We start from the raw sequence: 22,865 nt of genomic DNA, 5'->3' as shown, positions 1-22,865 counted from the left end.
ACCCACATCGCGCTTCACGCTGCAGCGGTCGCTTGCGCGGGAACAAAGGCGGGCGTGGCCGGGCTGCCCGCCGACAGCGTCAGCACTTCGTAGCCCGTCTCGGTGACCAGGATGGTGTGCTCCCACTGGGCCGACAGCGAATGGTCTTTGGTGACGATGGTCCAACCGTCTTTCTCGGGGCCTTCCTTGATGTCTTTTTTCCCGGCGTTGATCATCGGCTCGATGGTGAAGGTCATGCCGGTTTTCAGCACCTCCAGCGTGCCGGGGCGGCCATAGTGCAGCACTTGCGGCTCTTCGTGGAAGATGCGGCCGATGCCGTGGCCGCAAAACTCGCGCACCACGCTGAAGCCATTGCTTTCGGCAAAGCGCTGGATGGCGTGGCCGATGTCGCCCAGGTGGATGCCCGGGCGCACCAACTTGATGCCGTGCCACATCGCGTCGTAGGTCAGCGCCGCCAGCCGCTTGGCCAGGATGCTGCCTTCGCCCGCAATGAACATGCGGCTGGTGTCACCGTGCCAGCCGTCCTTGATGACGGTCACGTCGATGTTGACGCTGTCGCCCTTCTTGAGGGGCTTGTCGTTGGGAATGCCGTGGCACACCTGGTGGTTCACCGAGGTGCAGATCGACTTGGGGTAGGGGATGTTGCCGCCACCGGTGTAGTTCAAAGGGGCCGGAATGCCGCCTTGCACCTGGGTGATGTAGTCATGGGCCAGCTTGTCGAGCTGGTTGGTGGTCACGCCGGGCACCACGTGGGGTGTCAGGTAGTCGAGCACTTCGGATGCCAGGCGGCCCGCGACGCGCATGCCTGCGATGCCGTCTGCGTCTTTGTAGGTGATAGTCATAGCCCCTAATTATCCTAGATGCCGCGCCGGGTTGCAGCGCCCGCTGCCGCTGCCCGCGCAGCCGTTAAAATTCTGCGCTCTAGGGTTTGCCCGTACCTGAGCCCGGACCGGTCGTTTGCACGCTGGACCACCGGGCCACCCAGTCCCCATTCTTCCCCAACCAGGCCGCCACCGTGACCTTGCATATTTCCCAGTTTGAAGGCGGCAACGCCCTTAGCGACTTCCGCGTTCAGCAACTTCTGCCCCGGCTGCAAGCCATCCACGACAAGATCACCAGCGTGGCCGCACGCTTTGTGCACCTGGTGGCCAGTGATGCCGCGCCTGCCGAAGGCGAACGCGCGCAACTGGCGGGTTTGCTGGCCTACGGCGACCCGTATGCCGGCCCCACCGAAGGCCCGCTGCTGGTGGTCACGCCGCGTTTCGGCACCGTGTCGCCCTGGGCCTCCAAGGCCACTGACATCGCCCACAACTGCGGCCTGGCGGTGCGCCGGGTCGAGCGCTTCGTCGAGTACCGCTTGACCGTCAAGCAGCCCTTGCTGGGCAAAACCGTATTGACCCCCGCGCAACTGGCCCAGGTGGCCGACCTGCTGCACGACCGCATGACCGAGAGCGCCATGCTGGACCGCAGCCAGGCGCAAGAGCTCTTCACCGCGCTGGAAGCCGCGCCCCTGGCCCAGGTGGACGTGCTCGGCGGTGGCCGTGCCGCACTGCTGGCGGCCAACACCGAATTCGGCCTGGCCCTGGCCGAGGACGAGATCGACTACCTGGTCAAGGCCTTCACCACGCTGCAGCGCAACCCCAGCGACGTGGAACTGATGATGTTCGCCCAGGCCAACAGCGAGCACTGCCGCCACAAAATCTTCAATGCCGAGTTCACCATCGACGGCGTGGCACAAAGCAAGAGCCTGTTCGGCATGATCCGCAACACCCACCAGCTGGCACCGCAGCACAGCGTGGTGGCGTACTCGGACAATGCGTCCGTCATGGAAGGCTACGAGATTGAGCGTTTCTTGGCCAAATCAGCCTCTGGTGCTGATGGCATAAGCGCAAGCAGCTACGAAAAGAGTAGCGCCTTGCACCACGTGCTGATGAAGGTGGAAACCCACAACCACCCCACCGCCATCTCGCCATTCCCCGGTGCGTCCACCGGCGCGGGCGGCGAGATCCGCGACGAGGGTGCCACCGGCCGCGGCTCCAAACCCAAGGCGGGCCTGACCGGTTTCACGGTGTCCAAGCTCTGGCCGCAAGAGGGCGACGTGTCCATCGGCAAGCCCGAGCACATTGCCAGCCCCTTGAGCATCATGACCGAGGGCCCGCTGGGCGGCGCGGCTTTCAACAACGAATTCGGCCGGCCCAACCTGCTGGGCTACTTCCGCGAATACGAGCAAACCGTCACCTCCGACGTGGACAGCATCCGCCGCGGCTACCACAAGCCCATCATGCTGGCCGGTGGTCTGGGCACCATTGATGCCACGCAGACGCACAAGATCGAGTTTCCCGCCGGTTCGCTGCTGATCCAGCTTGGCGGCCCCGGCATGCGCATCGGCATGGGCGGCAGCGCGGCCAGCTCTATGGCCACGGGTGCCAACGCGGCTTCGCTGGACTTTGACTCGGTGCAGCGCGGCAACCCCGAAATCGAACGCCGGGCGCAGGAAGTCATCAACCAGTGCTGGATGCAAGGCGCGGCAAACCCGATTCTGGCCATCCACGACGTGGGCGCAGGCGGCTTGAGCAATGCCTTCCCCGAGCTGACCAATGACGCAGGCCGGGGCGCGCGCTTTGACCTGCGCGCCGTGCCGCTGGAAGAAAGCGGCATGAGCCCGAAGGAAATCTGGTGCAACGAGAGCCAGGAACGCTACGTGATGGCCATCGCGCCCGAGTCGTTGGCGGCGTTTACCGCACTGTGCGAGCGCGAGCGCTGCCCGTTCTCGGTGGTCGGTGTGGCGACTGAAGAACGCCAGCTCATCGTGGCCGATGCCACGGCGGAGACGCCCGTAGACATGCCCATGAACGTGCTGCTGGGCAAGCCGCCCAAGATGCACCGCGATGTGCAAACCGTGGCGCGCAGCTTCAAGCCGGTAGACCTGACCGGCGTGAGCCTGCAAAAAGCCACCATCGACGTGCTGGCCCATCCCACGGTGGCCAGCAAGCGATTCCTGATCACCATCGGCGACCGCACCGTCGGCGGCATGAGCCACCGCGACCAGATGGTCGGCCCCTGGCAGGTGCCCGTGGCCGACTGCGCCGTGACCCTGGCCGACTACCAGGGCTTCGCGGGTGAAGCCATGGCCCTGGGCGAGCGCACGCCGCTGGCCGCAGTCAACGCCCCTGCATCCGGGCGCATGGCCGTGGCCGAGGCCATCACCAACCTGCTGGCTGCACCGTTCGACCTGCCGCGCGTCAAGCTCTCCGCCAACTGGATGGCCGCCTGCGGCGAACCCGGCGAAGACGCCGCCCTGTACGCCACGGTGAAAGCCGTCGGTATGGAACTCTGCCCGGCGCTGGGCATCTCCATCCCCGTGGGCAAAGACAGCCTGTCCATGCGCACGCAGTGGACAGATGCGGACGACAAAAAGAAGGTCACATCCCCCGTCAGCCTGATCGTCACCGCCTTCGCCACCCTGGCCGACGTGCGCGGCACGCTGACCCCGCAGCTCAACGCCACCGACGACACCACGCTGATCCTGGTGGACCTGGGCAAGGGTCAGAACCGCATGGGCGGCTCCATCCTGGCGCAAACCCTGAACCAGGTGGGCGACACCGTACCCGACCTGGACGACCCGCAAGACCTGGTGAACCTGGTCAACGCCGTCAACGCACTGCGGCCCAAACTGCTGGCCTACCACGACCGCAGCGACGGCGGCCTGTTTGCAGCCGCCTGCGAAATGGCCTTTGCCGGACACGTCGGCGTGGCCTTGAATGTCGATCTGCTGGTCACGGAAGGCGACGGCATCAGCGACAGCCGCATGGACGTGGGCGACAGCAAAAACTGGGCAGGCCAGGTCGGCCCGCGCCGCGAAGAGCTCACGCTCAAGGCCCTGTTCAGTGAAGAACTCGGCGTGCTGTTGCAAGTGCGCACGTCCGACCGCGATGCCGCCATCCAGACCCTGCGCGCGCACGGCCTGGCCAAGCACAGCCACATCGTCGGCAAGACCCGTCCGGCCAGCAGCACCATCACGGCGGGTGTGGGCGAAGTACAGGTCTGGCGCGATGCCAAGGCGGTGTTCACCGCCAAGCTGGAAGACCTGCACCAGGTCTGGGACAGCGTGAGCTGGAAGATCTGCCAGCAGCGCGACAACCCCGCTGGTGCCGATGCCGAGCACGCCGCCGCCGGTGCCGCCGCCGATCCAGGCATGCACGTTTTCTTGCCAAATAGTGCTCCGGCGCTTGCCGGATCAGCGCAAGCAGCTACCGAAGATATAGCGGCACCGGCTTTGATGCTGACCCGCCCCAAGGTCGCCGTGCTGCGCGAGCAGGGCGTGAATTCGCACACCGAAATGGCCTACGCCTTCGGTCTGGCCGGTTTCGACGCGTTTGACGTGCACATGACCGACCTGCAAACCGGCCGTGCCCAGCTGCAAGACTTCCAGGCCGTGGTGGCCTGCGGCGGCTTCAGCTACGGCGACACCCTGGGCGCAGGCATAGGCTGGGCGCGCAGCATCACCTTCAACCCGGTGCTGGCCGCGCAGTTCAAAGCCTTCTTCGCCCGCCAGGACACCCTGGCCCTGGGCGTGTGCAACGGCTGCCAGATGTTTGCCGAGCTGGCCGACATCATCCCCGGCGCACAGGCCTGGCCGCGCTTCACCACCAACCGCAGCGAGCGTTTTGAAGCCCGCCTGTCGATGGTAGAAGTGCTGGAATCGCCGAGCGTGTTTTTGCAAGGCATGGCGGGCAGCCGCCTGCCCATCGCGGTGGCGCACGGCGAGGGCTACGCCAACTTCGCCTACCGGGGTGACGCGTCCCAGGCGATTGCCGCGATGCGCTTCGTGGACAACTTCGGTGCCGCCACCGAGGCCTACCCGTTCAACCCCAACGGCAGCGCCGGTGGCCTGACCGCCGTGACCACGGCAGACGGTCGCTTCACCGCCATGATGCCCCACCCCGAGCGCGTGTTCCGCAATGTGCAAATGAGCTGGACCAGCGGCGATAACCGCGAATTCAGCCCCTGGATGCAGCTCTGGCACAACGCACGGCGTTGGTTGGGGTAAGCGGATTCAGCGGATTTTTCTGGGACCTGTTCGACCCACAGGTTCCACTGCTGGGGAAGACGGTGCGCTGGGAGTACCTGGGTAGCTAGGGATTCCCCGTGTACCCGGGGCCGGTTTCGTACCACCTATTGGCGCGAGCGTATGGAGATTTTCTCCTCTGTAAATGTAAGCTTATGTATCTTAATTCCATACCCTCTGCTGGTTGGTAAGACAGGTTCATGCAGGCACAGCCGGGTCCCAGACGCACGGCATACAGGGGTATTCAAAAATGCTTTCCAAAATTCGGGTGGGTCGGCAACTGGGCTGGGCCTTTGGGCTGGTGGTTGTGTTGGTGCTGGTGCTGGCTTTGACCGCGTGGAGCCGGATTCTCGCCATCCATGGCGATTTCGAGTCGCTGGTTGACACCACCTTGCCCGCGCTGACGGCGCTGGGCGATGCAAATGACAAGTTGCAGGCTGTGCGCATTGCCGAACTCCGGCATCTGTCCACCCTGAACATGCCCGCCAAAGACCGTGAAGAGCTGGTGGTCAAGGCTGCGGTAAAAGACTTTGACGCTGCCTTGGCCCGGTACAACACCGTCGGCGCGGCCCTGGTAGACCCGGTGCTGCACAAGGAAATGCTGGCCGCCATGGCCCAGTACCATGGCCTGCGCGGCACTTTTTTCCAGATGTCCAACTCCGCCGCGGGTGCAGAAGAGGAGCGCGCGGTCGAGGCCAGCGAGTTTTTCAATGGCCCCAGCCAGCAAAGCTACATGAAGGCTTACCAGGCAGTGCAAAAGCTCTGGCAAGGCCATTTGCGCCAGGCCGAGCAGGCCAAGATCCAGGGCCGTGAAGCGGTGGTGCACGCCCGGCTGGTGCTGGCCGGTGTGGCGGCGGCATCGGTTCTGTTGTCCATCGTGCTGGCCTGGTTCATCAGCCGCAATCTGTTGCGCCAGTTGGGCGGGCAGCCTGCTGAAGTGGCCGCCCTGGCTACCGCCATCAGCCATGCCGACCTGAGCGGCGTGGTGGCCACGCGCGACGGTGATGCGCACAGTGTGGTGTCGGCCATGGCCCGCATGCAGGCTTCGCTGACGCAGATTGTGCAGTCCATCCGCCAGGGTGCCGACGGTGTGGCCACCGCCAGTTCGGAGATCGCCCAGGGCAACCACGACCTCAGCGCGCGCACCGAAAACCAGGCCAGCGCGTTGGCGCAAACCGCTGCGTCGATGGAAGAGCTGGGCGCCACGGTGCAGGAGAACGCCGACAGCGCCCGCGCCGCCAACCAATTGGCCCTGCAGGCATCCACGGTGGCGGTTCGCGGGGGGGACGAGGTGGGCCAGGTGGTCCAGACCATGCAGGGCATCAACGATTCGTCGCGCAAGATTGCAGACATCATCAGCGTGATCGACGGTATTGCTTTTCAAACCAACATCCTGGCGCTGAATGCCGCCGTGGAAGCCGCCCGTGCGGGCGAACAAGGCCGGGGTTTTGCGGTGGTGGCCAGCGAAGTGCGCCTGCTGGCCCAGCGCTCGGCCGATGCCGCCAAGGAAATCAAGCTGCTGATCTCTGCCAGCGTGCAGCGGGTGGAGCAGGGTGTGGTGCTGGTGGACCGGGCGGGCGGCACCATGGCCGAAGTGGTGGGCAGCATCCGCCGGGTGACCGACATCATGGGCGGCATCAGTGTGGCCAGCGCGGCGCAATGCGCCGGCATGTCCCAGGTGGGGCAGGCCGTGGCCCAGATGGACCTGGTCAACCAGCAAAATGCCGCGCTGGTCGAGCAAATGGCCGCAGCTGCCAGTGGGCTCAAAAGCCAGGCCGATGACCTGGTGCAGGTGGTGGCGGTATTTACGCTGGAGTCCAACCCGGCCGCGCCGGTGGCGCTACAGGCGGACCGCCGGGCGCAGCCCCTGGCGGTCGCCTACCGCTAAACCGGCCTCAGGATTCAGCCTTCCAGCCGGAACCGGCTGACCGCCTCGGTCAGTGCGTCCGCCTGCTCGCGCAGCGATGCCGACGCGGCGGCGGATTCTTCCACCAGGGCCGAGTTTTGCTGCGTCACCTGGTCTACCTGGCTGACGGACTCGCTGATCTGGGCAATGCTGCTGCTTTGGCCGCTGGCCTGGCTGGACAGGGTGCGGATGATGGTGGTGACCTGTTGCACGCTGCCCACGATGTCGTCCATGGTGGTGCCTGCGCGGGCCACCAGCTTGGCGCCTTCGTCGGCCTTGGCCACCGAGGTACCAATCAGGGTGCTGATCTCCTTGGCGGCCTGGGCTGAGCGTTGGGCCAGCAGGCGCACTTCACTGGCCACCACCGCAAAGCCCCGGCCTTGTTCGCCCGCACGGGCGGCTTCCACGGCGGCATTCAGCGCCAGGATATTGGTCTGGAACGCAATGCCGTCGATCACGCTGGTGATGTCGGCAATCTTCTTGGAGCTGGCGTTGATCTCGCGCATGGTCACCACCACCTGCGACACCACTTCGCCACCGCGGGTGGCCACTTCGGCGGCCGACTGGGCCATCTGGTTGGCCTGGACGGCGGCGCTGGCGCTCTCGTGCACATTGCCGGTGAGTTCGGCCATGGCGGCCACGGTTTCTTCCAGGTTGGCGGCGGTGTGTTCGGTGCGGTGGCTCAGGTCCTGGTTGCCCGCGGCGATCTCGGTGCTGGACGCGTGGATGGTACGGGCCGCCAACTGCACCTGTGACACCAGCTCCCGCAAAAAGTCCTGCATGCGGCCCATGGCGTTGACCAGCTGGCCAATTTCATCGTTTTGCTGCGCCTGCACCGGCACAAACAAATGCCCCTGGGCGATTTCTTCGGCGATATTGCAGGCCTGGGCCAGTGAGCGGGTGAGGCTGCGCACGCTGAAAAAGGTCAGCGGAATCAGCACCAGCAAGGCCAGCACCAGAATACCCAGCTGGATGCCCGACAGCACCAGGGTGCGGCGGTCGATGCCCGCCTGCGCGGCCTGCATTTCTTCGCGCGAGGTGGTGGCAGCCTGCTGCAACAGGCTGTCGATGGCGTCCACGTGGACCTTTTGCCGCTCGGCGTAGGCCCCGCCGACCGAGCCGTCGATCTGCGCGCCCTCGATCTGCGACAGCACCGGGGACATACCGTCGGTGTAGGCCTTGATCTCGGTCTGGGCGGTGTCCAGCATCTTCACGTAGGTGGTGTCGCTGCCCTGGGCGGTGCGCAAGGCGGCCAGCCCCTTGCCAAAGCTTTGCAGCGATTTTTGCCAGGAGTCGCGCAGCACGGCCACTTCGACGGCGTTGTTGAAGCTGATGATGATGTCTTTTTCGTTGCGGCGCACCTGGGCCAGGGTGATGCGCAGCTCGTTCATGTCGGTCAGGGTCTGCACCTTTTGCTCCACCAGCACCTTTACGGTGCCCCGGGTGGAGTCCAGCGCCCAATAACCCACCAGGCCAATGACGACCAGCAGCAGCAATGAAAAGGCGGTGCTGAAATACAAGCGAAAACGGATGGAGAAGCGGTTGAGCGGGTTCATAGGGGTGGTCTGGGTTGCACGGGAGGTGAAAAGACAAAGGCCCATGCCTTGAAAGTAAACAAACGTAACAATAACCGTGCCATTCTGCGGCAATCCGCACCCGTTGGGTGAAGATTTACCCAGGCAGGTTATAGCCGCCAGGCAACCGCGGATGGGAAACCATAGTTACACTTTGATGCACTATTAGAGGAATACGCCAGACATCCCTGCCGCTACTAGTGGGGCCAGGGGGACACCGCCGGGGCGCGGGACGGTGTGATTTTTAAGAAAATAAGGCTGCTATCGCTTATGGCATAAGCGATAGCAGCTATTTTTTTGATAGTAACCGCAGGGAACCTGCCGACCTCAGTGCTTGCCCTTCCAGGGCACCAGCCAGCCTTCGAGCAGGCGCATGGCGATGGAGAACCCAAAGGCGCAGGCGGCGATCACGGCAATGCCCACAAACACCGCGTCGGTGGCCAGAAAGTGCGATGCCGACATCACCATGAAGCCGATGCCGCGCGTCGAGGCAATCAGCTCGGCGGCCACCAGCGTGCCCCAGCCCACGCCCAGCGCGATGCGGATGCCGGTGAGGATCTCGGGCAGGGCCGAGGGCAGCACCACCGCGGTGAACAGCTGCCAGCGGCTGGCGCCCAGCGACAACGCAGCATTCACCCGCTCTTGCGGCAGCGCGCGCACACCGGCCTGGGCCGACAGCACGATGGGCGCAAACATGGCCAGCGTCAGCAGTACGATCTTGGAGGTTTCGCCAATGCCCAGCCAGATCACCATCAGCGGCAGGTAGGCCAGTGGCGGCAGCGGCCAGTAGAACTCGATGGGCGTGTCCAGAATGCCCTTGGCCCAGCGGTTCAGCCCCATGGCCAGGCCGGTGGGGATGCCCAGCGTTATGGCGATAGCTGCCGCCGACAGAATGCGCACCAGGCTGGCCGACACATGCTCCCACAGCGTGGCGTTGGCATAGCCGTCGGCCCAGATCGACTGCGCCACCGCCAGCACCTCGGCCGGGGTGGGCAGAAACAGGTGCGGCACCACGCCGGTCTGCGCCACCGCCCACCACAGCAGCAAAATGGCTGCGCCGGTGGCCAGGCTGGTGCTGACGGTGGAGTGCGCGCCGATGCCAAAGCTGCGCATTTGCACCAGGCGTGGCGCGGTGGGCTGCGCTGGGGCTTCGGCTGCGGCCTGCGGCGCAGCGCCCAGGGAGGAAGCGGTCAGTTCGGTCATACGGTGGTCTCCTCCAACGCTTCAGTTTGGTGCACGATGGCGCGGACTTCTTCGCGCAGCTGGGCAAAGGCGGGGGATGTCTTGATGGCCCGGGCATCGCCGTCGCGGGCGTAGGTGCGCACAAAATCCAGGTTGAACCGGGCCACGATGCGGCCCGGCCGGGGCGACATCACGATCAGCTCGGTGCCCAGAAACAGCGCTTCTTCGATGGAATGGGTGATGAAAAACACCCGCTTGCCGGTGCGCGACCACACCGACACCAGCAGCTCCTGCATCTGCTCGCGGGTCATGCTGTCGAGTGCGCCAAAAGGCTCGTCCATCAGCAGGATATCGGGGTTGGGCGCCAGGGCCCGCGCCAGGCCCACGCGCTGGCGCATGCCACCCGAGAGCTCGTAGGGCGCGGCATCGGCAAAGTCCTGCAGGCCCACCAGGCGCAGCAACTCCTGCGCACGCTCAATGCGCTCGGCACGGCCCACACCCGCGAACTGCAGGCCCAGGGCCACGTTGTCGATCACCGACTTCCAGGGCAGCAGGGTGTCCTTCTGGAACACCACGCCGCGGTCGGCACCGGGGCCGTCTACCGGGCGGCCATCCAGCGTGATGGAGCCGCCCGACAGCGGCAAAAAGCCCGCCATGGCGTTGAGCAGCGTGGATTTGCCGCAGCCGGAGGTGCCCAGCGCCACCACGAAGCCACCTGGGGGAATGTCCAGCGACACCCGGTCCAGGGCCTGCACGGCGCGGCCGTCGCGGGCTGCAAAAAATACGCTGGCGTTGTCGACTCGCAGCATGGGCTTATTTCTTCAGGGCCACCACGGCGGCGGGGGTGACGAAGCTGGCGTAGCTGGGCAGCACTTCGGAAATCTTCTTTTGCTCCTTCAGGAACACCGAGGTTTCCTTCAGGATGCGGGCCACGCCGGATTTTTCGCCGCCGCCCAGCCAGGCGTCCGACGCCTGGGTGTTCAGGCTCAGCAGCGACAGGTTTTGCAGGGCCGCGGCCTGGTCGGCCGAGGTGCCGCCCAGCAGTTTGGCCAGCGCCTTGGTGTTGTCGCTGTCGGCTGTCCAAGCCGCCTTGTTGGTGGCAAACGAGGTGGAATATTTGTCGATCACGCCCGAGAAAGACTTGAGGAACTCAGGATGCTCCTTGGCGAAGGCCGCGGTGGCCACCCAGGCGGAAAAGGTGGGCGCGCCCTTGTCGGCCACGTCCTTGGAGGTGACCAGCACCTTGCCGGTCTTCTTCAGCTCGGTCAGCGCCGGGTCCCAGACAAAGCCGCCGTCGATATCGCCCCGGTTGAACGCGGCCACGATTTCGGGCTGCGGAATAGTGAAGACCTGCACGTCTTTTTCGGTCAGGCCCTGGCTTTTGATCAGCGCCAGCAACTGGTAGTGGTCGGTGGACACGGGCGCGGCGGCCAGCTTCTTGCCCTTGAGGTCGGCCACGGTGTGGATGCCCGAGCCGTTGCGCACCACCAGCGCCTCGTCGGTGCCAGAGATGGAGGCCACGTAAAACGCTTTTACATCCAGCCCGCGCGAGGTGGCCGCGGCGTAGGGGCTGGAGCCCACGTAGCCGATCTGCACGTCGCCCGAGGCGATGGCGGCGAAGATGTCCGCACCCGAATTGAAGCGGCGAAAGTCGATCTCAACGCCGGTGGCCTTGGCATAGTCGCCATTGGCAATGCCGACCGACGAGGGCAGGGCGTCGGTCTGGTAGCCCACCACCACCTTCTTGTCGGCTGCGTAGCCAACGGTAGCGGCCAGGGCCCATGCGCCCAGCGCTGCGGAAACCAGTAGTTTTTTAACGAATGCCATGTGTCCAACTCCTTGAAACAGTTCGGCCGCAGCAACTGGCGGCCTTGAACGGAATCTTAGGGTTAGACGGGTATGCAGATATAGAACGATACCAACATACGATATTCGAATAATGAGGCGTGTGTGGAACCCCAAAATACCCACCAAATAGGCTGCCTGCGCTTATGGATAGAGCGCAGGCAGCTATTTAAATGGTAGTAAAGCCGTGCCGCCGGGGCCGCACGGCCCGTGGCTTACTTGGTGACTTCGTGGCCGATCACGCCGCCGACGGCGGCGCCAGCGGCAGTGCCCAGCACGCCGCCGCCCAGCACATTACCGGTGACGCCGCCGATCACGGCACCGGTGGCGGTGCCCTTTTCCTGGCGCGTCATGCCGGCGCAGCCGCTGAGGGCGAGCAGGGCAGCGGCAATGGCAGAGATAGTCACGGTGCGGGCGGTGTTGCGAACGGAGTTCATGGTGGTGTCCTGGTGGGTGGTTGATGGGCCTAGTATGAAAAATGCCGCCAGCCGCCGCCAGCAGACGGGGCCGCTACTGCATGTAGTCGCCGTCCTACCCCTCGGTATCGTTTTTTACTCTAACAGTTAGCTGTTTCATCGACTTACACTCGCGGACACAAGCGCGTATGGTCAGCGGCAGACAGGTGCTTGAGCGGATCCGCACCCGAATAAAAACCAGGAGACACACCATGCAAAAAAGAAACTTTCTGCGCGCCTCGGCGCTTGCTGCAACTGCGTTGGTAGCGAGCTATTCCATAGCGCAAGACAACACTTTCAAAATCGGCCTGATCCTGCCCATGACTGGCCAGCAGGCCTCCACCGGGCGGCAGATCGAAGCGGCGGCCCGGCTCTACATGGCGCAAAACGGCGACACCGTGGCGGGCAAGAAGATCCAGCTCATCGTCAAGGACGACACCAGCGTGCCCGATGTCACCAAGCGCCTGGCCCAGGAGCTGGTGGTCAACGACAAGGTGAACGTGCTGGCCGGCTTTGGCATCACGCCCTCGGCCCTGGCTACCGCGCCCATCGCCACCCAGTCCAAAACCCCGCTGGTGGTGATGGCTGCAGCCACCAGCAGCATCACCCAGGCCTCGCCCTACATCGTGCGCACCAGCTTCACGCTGCCCCAGGCGGCGGTGAGCATGGCCGACTGGGCCCCCAAGAACGGCATCAAAACCGTGGTGACCCTGGTCAGCGACTACGGCCCCGGCCTGGATGCCGAAAAGTATTTCAAGGAGCGTTTCCTGTTCAACGGCGGCCAGGTGCCCGAGTCGCTGCGCGTGCCCTTGCGCGGCCCGGACTTTGCGCCGTTCCTGCAAAAGGTGCGCGACCTGAAACCCGACGCGCTGTTTGTGTTTGTGCCCTCTGGCGCGGGCGCGGCGGTGATGAAGCAGTTTCTGGAACGCGGCATGGACAAGGCCGGCATCAAGCTCATCGGCACCGGCGACGTGACCGACGACGACCAGCTCAACGACATGGGCGACGGCGCCCTGGGCGTGGTCACCTCGCACCACTATTCCACCGACCATCCGTCGCCGCTGAACACCAAGTTCGTCGATGCCTTTGGCAAGGCCAACAAGGGCCTGCGCCCCAACTTCATGGCCGTGGGCGGCTATGACGGCATGCGGGTGATCTACGAGGCCTTGCGCGCCACCAAGGGGCTGGGCGGTGGCGATGCGCTGCTGGCGGCCATGAAAGGCCAAATCTTCGAGAGCCCGCGCGGCCCCATCTTCATTGACGCGCAAACCCGGGACATCGTGCAAAACATCTACCTGCGCAAGGTGGAACGCAAAAATGGCCAGCTCTACAACGTGGAGTTCGCCGTCATCAAGGACGTAAAAGACCCCGGCAAGGCCAAGTAAGCCCGCAGGCAGCCGCGCATGTTGACCATACTTTTTGACGGCATCGCCTACGGCATGCTGCTGTTCATTCTGGCCGTGGGCCTGGCCGTGACCATGGGGCTGATGAACTTCATCAACCTGGCCCACGGCGCCTTTGCCATGGTCGGCGGCTACGCCACGGTGCTGCTGATGCAGCGCGCAAACGTGCCGTTTCTGCTGTGCCTGCCGCTGGCCTTTGCCATATCGGCCCTGCTGGGTGCGGTGCTGGAGCGCACCCTGTACCGGCCGCTGTACCACAAGCCGCACCTGGACCAGGTGCTGTTTTCCATCGGCCTGACCTTCATGGCCGTGGCCAGTGCCGATTACTTCATTGGCTCCAGCCCGCAGATCGTGCAGTTGCCCGGGTGGCTCAAGGGCCGCACCGAGCTGGGCGAGGGCGCTTTCATGCTCGGCATGGGCCACTATCGCCTGTTCATCATCGCGGTGTGCGCGGCGCTGACGGTGGCCTTGCAGTACGTGCTGGCCCGCACCCGGTTTGGCACCCGCTTGCGCGCCTCGGTGGACGACCAGCGCGTGGCCGCAGGCTTAGGCATCAACGTCAACGTGGTGTTTTTGGGCACCTTTGCCGTGGGCTCCGGCCTGGCCGGGCTGGGCGGCGCGCTGGGGGCCGAGGTGCTGGGCCTGGACCCGAGCTTTCCGCTCAAGTTCATGGTGTACTTTTTGATCGTGGTGGCCGTGGGCGGCACCTCCAGCATCACCGGGCCGCTGCTGGCTGCCTTGCTGCTGGGCATTGCCGACGTGGCGGGCAAGTACTACATCCCCAAGCTGGGGGCCTTCATCGTCTACAGCCTGATGATTGCGATTCTGATCTGGCGGCCCCAGGGCCTGTTTGTGCGCCAAGGGGGCAAATGATGGAGTCGCAAAACCTCTTGCTCAAGGCGGGCCGCTGGAAGCCCTGGGAATGGGCCCTGTGGCTGCTGGCCCTGGCCGCGCCCTGGGTGCTGCCGCGGCATGCGCTGATCGTCAACGAGATCGCCATCGTGGCGCTGTTTGCCCTGTCGCTGGACTTGATCCTGGGCTACACCGGCATCGTGTCGCTGGGGCACGCGGCGTTTTTTGGCATGGGGGCCTATTCGGCCGCGCTGTTTGCCAAGCTGGTCATGCCCGACCCACTGGTGGGCCTGGCGGTGGGCATCGCCACGGCCACGCTGCTGGGCGCGGCCTGCAGTGCCACCATCTTGCGCGGCACCGACCTGACCCGGCTGATGGTCACATTAGGCGTAGGCCTGATCCTGATGGAGCTGGCCAACAAGCTGGACTGGCTCACCGGTGGTGCCGACGGCCTGCAAGGCGTGGTGATGGGGCCGGTGCTGGGCCGGTTTGAATTTGACCTGGCCGGGCAGACGGCGGCCTGCTATTCGCTGGCGGTGTTGCTGGTGCTGTTTGTGCTGGCGCGGCGGCTGGTGCATTCGCCCTTTGGGGCCACGCTCAAGGCCATCCGCGACAACCGGCTGCGGGCCATGGCCATTGGCATCCCGGTGCACCGCCGCCTGGTGGTGGTCTACACCCTGGCTGCGGGCATGGCGGGTGCGGCGGGGGCCTTGCTGGCGCAGACCTCGGGCTTTGCCTCGCTGGACTTGTTTGAGTTTCACCGATCCGCCGACGTGATGCTGATTTTGGTGGTGGGTGGCGTGGGCTGGCTGTACGGCGGCGTGCTGGGCGCCATTGTGTTCAAGCTGATGCAAGACGCCTTGTCCAGCATCACACCGCAGTACTGGACCTTCTGGATCGGCCTGTTCCTGGTGGTGCTGGTGCTGGTGGGCCGCGAGCGCCTGCTGCGCCCCTGGACCTGGCGTTTGCCGCGCAAGCGGGGGAGTACCCCATGAGCACCAAGACGGTACTTTCGGCCCAGGGCCTGGTGATGCAGTTTGGCGGCATCACCGCCACCAACAACGTCACGCTGGACCTGCACCAGGGCGCGCGCCATGCCTTGATTGGCCCCAACGGCGCGGGCAAGACCACGCTGATCAACCTGCTGACCGGCGTGCTGCAGCCCACCGCGGGCCGCATCGTGCTGGAAGGGCAAGACATTACCCAGCTGCCACCGCACCAGCGCGTGCACCGTGGGCTGGTGCGGACCTTCCAGATCAACCAGTTGTTCGACTCGCTGACCCCATTGGAAACCCTGGCCATGGTGGTGTCGCAGCACCGGGGCCTGGGCGGATCGTGGTGGCAGGCTTTGGGTGCGCGCCGCGATGTGACCCAGCGCTGCGAGGAATTGCTGGAGCAATTCCACCTGACCGCGGTGATGGCCCAGGAAACCCGGGTGCTGGCCTACGGCAAGCGCCGCCTGCTGGAAATCGCCATCGCCCTGGCCTGCGAACCCCGCGTGCTGCTGCTGGACGAACCGGTGGCCGGTGTGCCCGCAGGCGAGCGCGAGGAGCTGCTGCACACCGTGGCCGCGCTGCCGCCCGAGGTGTCGATTCTGCTGATCGAGCACGACATGGACCTGGTGTTCAGTTTTGCCAATCGCATGACGGTGCTGGTCAACGGCACGGTGCTCACCGAAGGCGACCCGCAGACCATTGCCAACGACCCGCAGGTCAAGGCGGTGTACTTGGGACATGACGTGGAACATGGTGAGGTAGCCCATGGCTGAACTCTTGAACATCGAAGGCCTGAGCGCTGGCTACGGCGAAGCGGTGGTGCTGCACGGCGTGTCGCTGGCCCTGCACGCGGGCCAGACCCTGGCCTTGCTGGGCCGCAACGGCACCGGCAAAACCACGCTCATCAACACCCTGGCCGGGGCCACGCGCCAACACGCGGGCAGTATCACGCTGGGCGGCGTGGCCCTGCACCGCCTGCCCTCGCACGAGCGCGCCGCCGCCGGGATCGGCTGGGTGCCGCAAGAGCGCAATATCTTCAAGTCGCTGACGGTGCACGAGAACCTGACCGCCGTGGCCCGCCCCGCGCGGGCCGGGCGCAGCGCCAGCCCCTGGACACCGGATCGGGTCTACAGCCTGTTTCCCCGGCTGGCCGAGCGCAAGACCAACCTGGGCACCCAGCTCTCGGGCGGCGAGCAGCAGATGCTGGCCATGGGCCGGGCCCTGGTGCTCAACCCCACGCTGCTGCTGCTGGACGAGCCCTGCGAGGGCCTGGCGCCCATCATCGTGCAGGAGCTGCTGCGCGCCATCCGCCGCATCACCCGCGAAGAGGGGCTGTCGGCCATCCTGGTGGAGCAGCATCCGCAGGCGATCCTGGCCATCTCCGACACCGCCGCCGTGCTGGACCGCGGCACCGTGGTCTACACCGGCACGGCGCGCAGCCTGCAGGAGCAGCCCGAGCTGCTGCACAAGCTGCTGGGCGTGGCGCGGTAGAGGGTTTTCCAGATTTAAGAAAAATCGGCTGTTTGCGCTTATTCCATGGGCGTAAGCAGCTATGGAATCAATAGCGCGCCGGTGCCGGTCAGGCCCCCAACAACTGCGGTTGCGGGTGCTGTTCCAGGTACCAGGCGCGCAGGCCGTCGTCTTCAAACGCATAGTCGCCGCGGCCTGCACGCCAGATCAGCTCCTTGTCGCGCAGCGCGTCCAGCGCGCCCTGGATGGCCGAGTTGTTCAGCGGCTTGCCCACCACCGCCTGGTAGGCGGCCAGGGCGGCTTCGGCAAACGGGGTGTAGTCGGGCGAGAGGCGGGCAATTGCGTCCAGCACGGCTTTTTGCGCGTCGGGCAGGGCGTTGTAGGTAGAGGCAAATTCCTGCCAGGCCCGGTGCTGGATCTCTTGGGCGTTGCGTTCGATCAGCGCGTCCAGCGCCTGCGCGCCGCCCCAGTCGGCCACCGCCTCGCCCACTACGCGCTTGAGCATTTCCGGTCGGCGGCCCACCAGGGTGAAGGCCCGCTCCAGCGTGTCGGCGCTGAAGGCCTTGCCGTCGGCAAATTGGGGCCGCAGCCATTCGGCATAGGCCTCTACAAAGCCGCGGTCCAGCAGCGGAAAGCGCGTCACCCCCGCGCCGTAAAACGGCTCGCTGCGGCGCAGCACCAGGTGCGTGAGCTTGTCGCGGTTGGAGCCGGTCATCACCAGGTGCAGGCCACGCACGGCCCGGCCCTGGTTGAGCCGGTCGCGCGCCGCCTTGAGGGCAAACATGGCCCGCGTGCCCGCTTCGGTAGACAGGGCGTGCTGGGCTTCGTCGACCAGCAGCACCAGGGGTTTGCCGCTTTTGGTGTGCAGCCGCTCCAGCGCGTCGGACAGGGTGGCCCCGCCGGGCTGGCCGATTTTGTTCAGGTCCAGGCTCAGCGCGCCCAGCACGTTGAGCTTGTCCAGCCCCACGCTTTTGGCAGCCTTGAGCACCGGGCCGTCGAGCTGAGCCAGGGTGTCGCGCACCACCGCGATGATCAGTTCGGCCGGGTCGCGGCTGCGGTCGGACCACAGGTCCACATACAGGGTTTGCCAGCCGCGTGCGCGCATTTCGGGCACCATGTCTTCGCGCAGAAAGGTGGACTTGCCGGTGCGCCGGGGCGCGGCCAGAAACAGGCCCGAGGTCGCGTCCAGAATGCCGCGGCCTTCCAGTGCATCGCAGTAGCTGGCCGCCAGGGCCGTGCGACGGTAGGTAAAGGTGTCAGCCATAGGTTCCCAGTTCTTTAGGGTTTAATTATCCGTTACGGGGTAATTTTATGCCTTTGGAAATAATGAGGCCATAAAAGCCGAGGTAACGGGATGGATGCGGGTGCCTGCATGGGGCATAAAATAGGCATATGGCGCCGGTACCACCAGCACGGGCAGCTACGGTAAATATAGCTGTTTGCCATAGTTTCGCCAGAGCGCCCTGGGGGGCTCGGGTAAACTGGCTTGTGTTCGCGCCGACTGCGGCTGCATACAAACCTACCACCCAACCAAGGCACTTGCCCCCCATTTACCGGTGCGCCTCCAATCCATCAAGCTCGCGGGCTTCAAGTCCTTTGCCGAACCCACCACCTTCCACCTGCCCGGGCAACTGGTCGGCGTGGTGGGGCCGAACGGCTGCGGCAAGTCCAACATCATGGATGCGGTGCGCTGGGTGCTGGGCGAGAGCAAGGCCAGCGAGCTGCGCGGTGAGTCCATGCAGGACGTGATCTTCAACGGCACCACCACCCGCAAACCGGCCAGCCGCGCCAGCGTGGAGCTGGTGTTCGAGAACAACGACCACCGCGCAGGCGGCCAGTGGGGCCAGTTTGCCGAAATCGCCGTCAAGCGCGTGCTCACCCGCGACGGCACCAGCAGCTACTACATCAATAACCAGCCGGTGCGCCGCCGCGACGTGCAGGATGTGTTCCTGGGCACCGGCCTGGGGCCACGCGCCTACGCCATCATCGGCCAGGGCACCATCAGCCGCATCATCGAGTCGCGCCCCGAAGAGCTGCGCCTGTTCCTGGAAGAAGCCGCGGGCGTCTCCAAATACAAGGAGCGCCGCCGCGAAACCGAAAACCGCCTGGGCGACACCCGCGAGAACCTGACCCGGGTGGAAGACATCCTGCGCGAACTCAACGCCAACCTGGAGCGCCTGGAAAAGCAGGCCGAGGTGGCGCAGAAGTACAACAGCCTGCACGCCAGCGCCACGCTCAAGCAGCACCAGCTGTGGTTTTTGAAGAAGGTCGACAGCGAATCCGACCAAAGCAAGGTCAAGGCCGATGCCGCCCAGGCGGTGAACGACCTGGAGTCGCGCATCGCCGACCTGCGCCACGTGGAAGCCGAGCTGGAAACCATCCGCCAGGCGCACTACGACGCGGGCGATGCCGTGAACCGCGCCCAGGGCAAACTGTATGAGGCCAGCGCCGAAGTAGGGCGGCTGGAGGGCGAAATCCGCTTTGTGGTGGAAGGCCGCCAGCGCGTCGAGCTGCGCATGGCCACCCTGAAAGAGCAGATCCAGCAGTGGGCCACGCGCCAGGAAGACGCGCAGTACGAGCTGGAGAATCTGGAAGCCACCGGCATCGAGGCCGAAGAAAAAGCCGAATTGCTGGCCGCCCAGGTGGAGGAGCAGGCCGGGCAAATCCCCGACCTGGAAGACGCCCTGCAGTCCGCCAGCCGTGCCGCTAATGAGCAGCGCACGGGCGTGGTGCAGGTGCAGCAGCAAATCCAGGTGCTGGCCGCCGACCAGCGCAGCATCGAAGAGCAAAGCCGTCAGCTCGACCAGCGCCGCGAGCGCCTGCTGGCCGACAAAAAAGCCCTGGCCGCGCCCGACGAAGCCCGCCTGGGCCAGCTGCAAGCCCAGCTGGAAGAAGCGTCTGAAGCCGCCAGCGTCGCCGCTGCGCGCCTGCACGACCTGCAAGAATTTTTGCCGCAACTCGACGAAGACCGCCGCGCCAAACAGACCGCCGTCAACACCGAATCCGCCCGCCAGGCCGATATTTCGGCCCGTATGGAAGCCCTCAAGGCGCTGCAGGAAAAAGTCAAAACCGACGGCAAGCTCAAGCCCTGGCTGACCCGCCACGGCCTGGACGGCCTGCAAGGCATCTGGACCCAGCTGCACATCGAGCAGGGCTGGGAAAACGCGCTGGAAGGCGCTTTGCGCGAACGCATGGGCGCGCTGGCCGTGTCCCGGCTGGAGATGGTGCGCGCGTTTGCCGGGCTGGATGGCCGCGACGTGCCGCCCGCCAAGCTGGCCTTCTACAGCCCGCCGCCCGCAGGCCCGTCGCAGGGTTCTACCGCCTTGCCACGGCTGGCGGACCTGCTGCGTTTGAACGATGCCGGGCTGGCCGCCTTGCTGGCCGACTGGCTGCACGGCTGTTTTACGGCGCCCAGCTTTGAAGATGCCCTGCACCAGCGCAGCCAGCTGCAGCCGGGCGAAGTCATCTACGTGCAAAGCGGCCACGCCGTGGGCCCGCACAGCGTGTCGTTCTACGCCCCTGATTCCGAGCAGGCCGGGTTGCTGGCGCGGGCACAAGAGATCGAGAATTTAGAGAAGCAACTGCGCGCCCAGACCCTGATCAACGAGGAAACCCGCTACGCCCTGGTGCGCGCCGAAGCGGCCTACAACGAGTCGTCCGGCCGCCTGGTCAGCGCCCGGCGCGAAGCCACCGAGGCGCAAACCCAGGCCCACGCGCTGCAGGTCGAAACCCTGCGCCTGGGCCAGTTGGCCGAGCAGGCCCGCGTGCGCAGCCAGCAGCTGGAAGGCGACCTGGCCGAGGTGGAGGCCCAGCTGGACGAGCTGCATGAGCGCCGCGTCAACGCCGAAGGCCGGTTTGAAGAACTCGACATGCAGCTCGCCGACAGCCAGGAGCGCCACGCCCAGCTCGACGAGCGCGTCATCGAAGTGCAGCGCAAGCTGGCCGAGTGCCGCGAACAGCAGCGCAGCCTGGAGCGCCAGGCCCAGGAGGCGGCCTTTGCCCAGCGCAGCCTGGGGGCCCGCCGCGCCGAACTGAGCCGTTCGCTGGACATGGCCCAGCAGCAAACCGTGGCCCTGAGCGGCGAGCAGCAGCGCGCGGCCGACGAGCTGGGCCGCCTGAACGACGCCGCCGCCCAGGGCGGCCTGCAAACCGCCCTGGCGCAAAAGCTGGAGCGCGAGGCCGAGATGGCCGCCCAGCGCAGCCAGTACGATGATTTGACCGCCCGCCTGCGCGCCAGCGACGAGGCCCGCATGCACAACGAGCGCGCCCTGGAGCCACTGCGCCAGCGCATCACCGAATTCCAGCTCAAGGAGCAGGCCGCGCGCCTGGGCTCCGAGCAGTTCAGCCAGTTGTTGACCGAGGCCAATGCCGACCTGGAGGCCATCGCTACCTCCATCGTGCAAGGCAATGTGCGCATCCCCGGCATGCAAAGCGAAATCGACCGGCTGAACCGCGAAATCTCCGCCCTGGGGGCCGTGAACCTGGCCGCGCTGGACGAGCTGACGGTGGCCCGCGAACGCAAGCAGTTCCTGGATGCCCAGACCGCCGACCTGGTGGAGGCCATGACCACGCTGGAAGATGCCATCAAAAAAATCGACGGCGAAACCCGCGAGCTGCTGTCGGGCACCTTCAACACCGTCAACGAGCACTTTGGCAAGATGTTCCCCGAGCTGTTTGGCGGCGGTAATGCGCGCCTGGTTATCACCGGGGACGAAATCCTGGACTCGGGCGTGCAGGTCATCGCCCAGCCGCCGGGCAAGAAGAACCAGACCATCCACCTGCTGTCGGGCGGCGAAAAAGCCCTGACGGCCATCGCCCTGGTGTTCGCGATATTCATGCTGAACCCGGCACCGTTTTGCCTGCTCGACGAAGTGGACGCGCCGCTGGACGACGCCAACACCGAGCGCTACGCCAAACTGGTCTCCAGCATGAGCCGCGAAACCCAGTTTCTTTTCATCAGCCACAACAAGATCGCCATGGAAATGGCCCAGCAACTGATTGGTGTGACCATGCAGGAGCAGGGCGTTTCACGCATCGTGGCAGTCGATATGGAGTCGGCCCTATCCATGGCCGAAATGTGATCATGACCACCACCCTACAACTCGGCCTGGCCATCGGCGGCGGGCTCGTGCTTGCCACCGTCGTGGCCTACAACACCTGGTCGGCGCGCAAAAACGCCCCCAAGCAGCCCGATCCCTTGCCCATTCCCATCGAGCCCAGCGCGCCGGATATCGAACGCCGCGACCCCGCGTTTGACGGAGAGGAGCTGCCCCCGCTGCCCACGCCCGAGCGCAAGCCCGGCATGGACGCGCTGATCGACGTGCTGGCCCCCATTGCGCTGGAGCAACCGGTGTCGGGCGATGCCGCCCTGGCCGCCATGCCGCCGACCCGCCGCGTTGGCAGCAAACCTTTTGCCATCGAGGGCCTGAACGTGGCCACCCAGCAGTGGGAAACCCCGGTGGCGGGCCAGCGCTACAGCCAACTGCAGGCGGGCGTGCAACTGGCCAACCGTACCGGCGCACTCAACGAGATCGAGTTCTCTGAGTTCGTCATCAAAACCCAGGCCTACGCCGACACCGTGAGCGGCCTGCCCGAGTTCCCCGACATGCGCGAAGAAGTGGCCCGGGGCCGCGAGCTCGACCAGTTCGCCAACGACCACGATGCCCAGCTCGGCTTCACCCTGCGCGCGGTGCACGCCGCCTGGAGCCCCGGCTATGTGCAGCAGCACGCTGCCCGACTGGGGTTTGTGCCCAGCCTGATTCCCGGCCGCATGCTGCTGCCCAGCAGCACGCCCGGCATGCCCCCCATCCTGGGCCTGGCGTTTGATGCCCAGGCGGCCCTGGCCGAAGACCCCGACCAGTCGGCCCTGCGCGAAGTCACCCTGAGCCTGGACGTGCCGCAGGTGGACCGCGCCGAGCAGCCCTTTGTGCGCCTGCGCGACACCGCCGCCGCCCTGGCCGAAGCCATGGACGGCAGCCTCACCGACGACCGGGGCTACCCGCTGCAGCGCGACGCGCTGGACGGCATCGGTGCCTCGCTGGAGCAGCTGTACGACACGCTGGACTCGCGCGAGCTGGCGGCGGGCTCGGTACTGGCGCGCAGACTGTTCAGCTAA

16 protein-coding genes are annotated in these 22,865 nt (G+C 65.5%); 9 read left to right on the top strand and 7 right to left on the bottom strand.

All coding sequences use genetic code 11. The features are described from left to right. Positions 1 to 14: 14 nt before the first annotated feature. Positions 15 to 842: a type I methionyl aminopeptidase gene (gene map / locus AB3G31_RS12415; protein ID WP_367846396.1), complete on the bottom strand. Its 828-nt coding sequence runs from the start codon at positions 840 to 842 to the stop codon at positions 15 to 17. A 173-nt stretch (positions 843 to 1,015) separates the two neighbouring features. Between map and purL the strand changes: the two genes are divergently transcribed. Both purL and AB3G31_RS12405 read left to right on the top strand, forming a co-directional pair. After that, on the top strand, positions 1,016 to 5,050 hold the full coding sequence (gene purL, locus AB3G31_RS12410; protein WP_367850339.1) for a phosphoribosylformylglycinamidine synthase: 4,035 nt from the start codon (positions 1,016 to 1,018) through the stop codon (positions 5,048 to 5,050). A 268-nt stretch (positions 5,051 to 5,318) separates the two neighbouring features. Next, the gene (locus tag AB3G31_RS12405; protein WP_367846395.1) at positions 5,319 to 6,956 is read left to right on the top strand and encodes a methyl-accepting chemotaxis protein; all 1,638 of its coding nucleotides are present in this window, start codon (positions 5,319 to 5,321) and stop codon (positions 6,954 to 6,956) included. A 14-nt stretch (positions 6,957 to 6,970) separates the two neighbouring features. On the opposite strand, the gene AB3G31_RS12400 is transcribed toward AB3G31_RS12405, so the two are convergent. The 5 genes from AB3G31_RS12400 to AB3G31_RS12380 all read right to left on the bottom strand — a co-directional run bounded on the left by AB3G31_RS12400 (position 6,971) and on the right by AB3G31_RS12380 (position 12,012). Beyond that, positions 6,971 to 8,530, bottom strand: a complete 1,560-nt coding sequence (locus AB3G31_RS12400) for a methyl-accepting chemotaxis protein (RefSeq protein ID WP_367846394.1) — start codon at positions 8,528 to 8,530, stop codon at positions 6,971 to 6,973. 345 nt (positions 8,531 to 8,875) lie between these two features. Beyond that, a complete protein-coding gene (locus AB3G31_RS12395; RefSeq protein ID WP_367846393.1) occupies positions 8,876 to 9,751 on the bottom strand; it encodes an ABC transporter permease subunit in 876 nt (291 codons plus the stop codon). Beyond that, positions 9,748 to 10,539: a taurine ABC transporter ATP-binding protein gene (locus tag AB3G31_RS12390; protein WP_367846392.1), complete on the bottom strand. Its 792-nt coding sequence runs from the start codon at positions 10,537 to 10,539 to the stop codon at positions 9,748 to 9,750. The genes AB3G31_RS12395 and AB3G31_RS12390 overlap by 4 nt, the downstream gene beginning before the upstream one ends. A 4-nt stretch (positions 10,540 to 10,543) precedes the next feature. Beyond that, entirely contained in the window at positions 10,544 to 11,557 is a 1,014-nt protein-coding gene (tauA, locus tag AB3G31_RS12385) for a taurine ABC transporter substrate-binding protein (protein WP_367846391.1), read from the bottom strand. Between the two features lie 233 nt (positions 11,558 to 11,790). Then, positions 11,791 to 12,012 carry a glycine zipper 2TM domain-containing protein gene (locus AB3G31_RS12380; protein ID WP_367846390.1) on the bottom strand — a complete coding sequence of 74 codons (222 nt, stop codon included), beginning with the start codon at positions 12,010 to 12,012 and terminating at the stop codon, positions 11,791 to 11,793. A 230-nt stretch (positions 12,013 to 12,242) separates the two neighbouring features. On the opposite strand from AB3G31_RS12380, the gene AB3G31_RS12375 reads away from it, so the two are divergent. Genes AB3G31_RS12375 through AB3G31_RS12355 form a run of 5 tightly spaced genes read left to right on the top strand, consistent with a single transcriptional unit; the run spans position 12,243 to position 16,771 of the window. Then, positions 12,243 to 13,415, top strand: coding sequence for an ABC transporter substrate-binding protein (locus tag AB3G31_RS12375; protein WP_367846389.1), 1,173 nt, complete (start codon positions 12,243 to 12,245; stop codon positions 13,413 to 13,415). Positions 13,416 to 13,433: 18 nt separating this feature from the next. Next, on the top strand, positions 13,434 to 14,306 hold the full coding sequence (locus AB3G31_RS12370; protein ID WP_367846388.1) for a branched-chain amino acid ABC transporter permease: 873 nt from the start codon (positions 13,434 to 13,436) through the stop codon (positions 14,304 to 14,306). Next, the gene (locus AB3G31_RS12365; RefSeq protein ID WP_367846387.1) at positions 14,306 to 15,280 is read left to right on the top strand and encodes a branched-chain amino acid ABC transporter permease; all 975 of its coding nucleotides are present in this window, start codon (positions 14,306 to 14,308) and stop codon (positions 15,278 to 15,280) included. The genes AB3G31_RS12370 and AB3G31_RS12365 overlap by 1 nt, the downstream gene beginning before the upstream one ends. Beyond that, a complete protein-coding gene (locus tag AB3G31_RS12360) occupies positions 15,277 to 16,053 on the top strand; it encodes an ABC transporter ATP-binding protein (protein WP_367846386.1) in 777 nt (258 codons plus the stop codon). Before AB3G31_RS12365 ends, AB3G31_RS12360 begins: the two co-directional genes overlap by 4 nt. Continuing rightward, positions 16,046 to 16,771 carry an ABC transporter ATP-binding protein gene (locus AB3G31_RS12355; protein ID WP_367846385.1) on the top strand — a complete coding sequence of 242 codons (726 nt, stop codon included), beginning with the start codon at positions 16,046 to 16,048 and terminating at the stop codon, positions 16,769 to 16,771. Before AB3G31_RS12360 ends, AB3G31_RS12355 begins: the two co-directional genes overlap by 8 nt. 88 nt (positions 16,772 to 16,859) lie before the next feature. On the opposite strand, the gene AB3G31_RS12350 is transcribed toward AB3G31_RS12355, so the two are convergent. Further along, entirely contained in the window at positions 16,860 to 18,014 is a 1,155-nt protein-coding gene (locus tag AB3G31_RS12350; protein ID WP_367846384.1) for a hypothetical protein, read from the bottom strand. 292 nt (positions 18,015 to 18,306) lie between these two features. Between AB3G31_RS12350 and smc the strand changes: the two genes are divergently transcribed. Together smc and AB3G31_RS12340 are read left to right on the top strand one after the other, a co-directional pair. Next, positions 18,307 to 21,831 carry a chromosome segregation protein SMC gene (smc, locus tag AB3G31_RS12345; protein WP_367846383.1) on the top strand — a complete coding sequence of 1,175 codons (3,525 nt, stop codon included), beginning with the start codon at positions 18,307 to 18,309 and terminating at the stop codon, positions 21,829 to 21,831. Between the two features lie 2 nt (positions 21,832 to 21,833). Continuing rightward, positions 21,834 to 22,865, top strand: coding sequence for a cell division protein ZipA C-terminal FtsZ-binding domain-containing protein (locus tag AB3G31_RS12340; RefSeq protein WP_367846382.1), 1,032 nt, complete (start codon positions 21,834 to 21,836; stop codon positions 22,863 to 22,865).

This window comes from Rhodoferax sp. WC2427, from assembly GCF_040822085.1.
Classification (GTDB): Bacteria; Pseudomonadota; Gammaproteobacteria; order Burkholderiales; family Burkholderiaceae_C; genus Rhodoferax_B.
The sequence above is the reverse complement of the archived record's forward strand: the minus strand, read 5'-3'. Positions and strand labels throughout refer to the sequence as shown.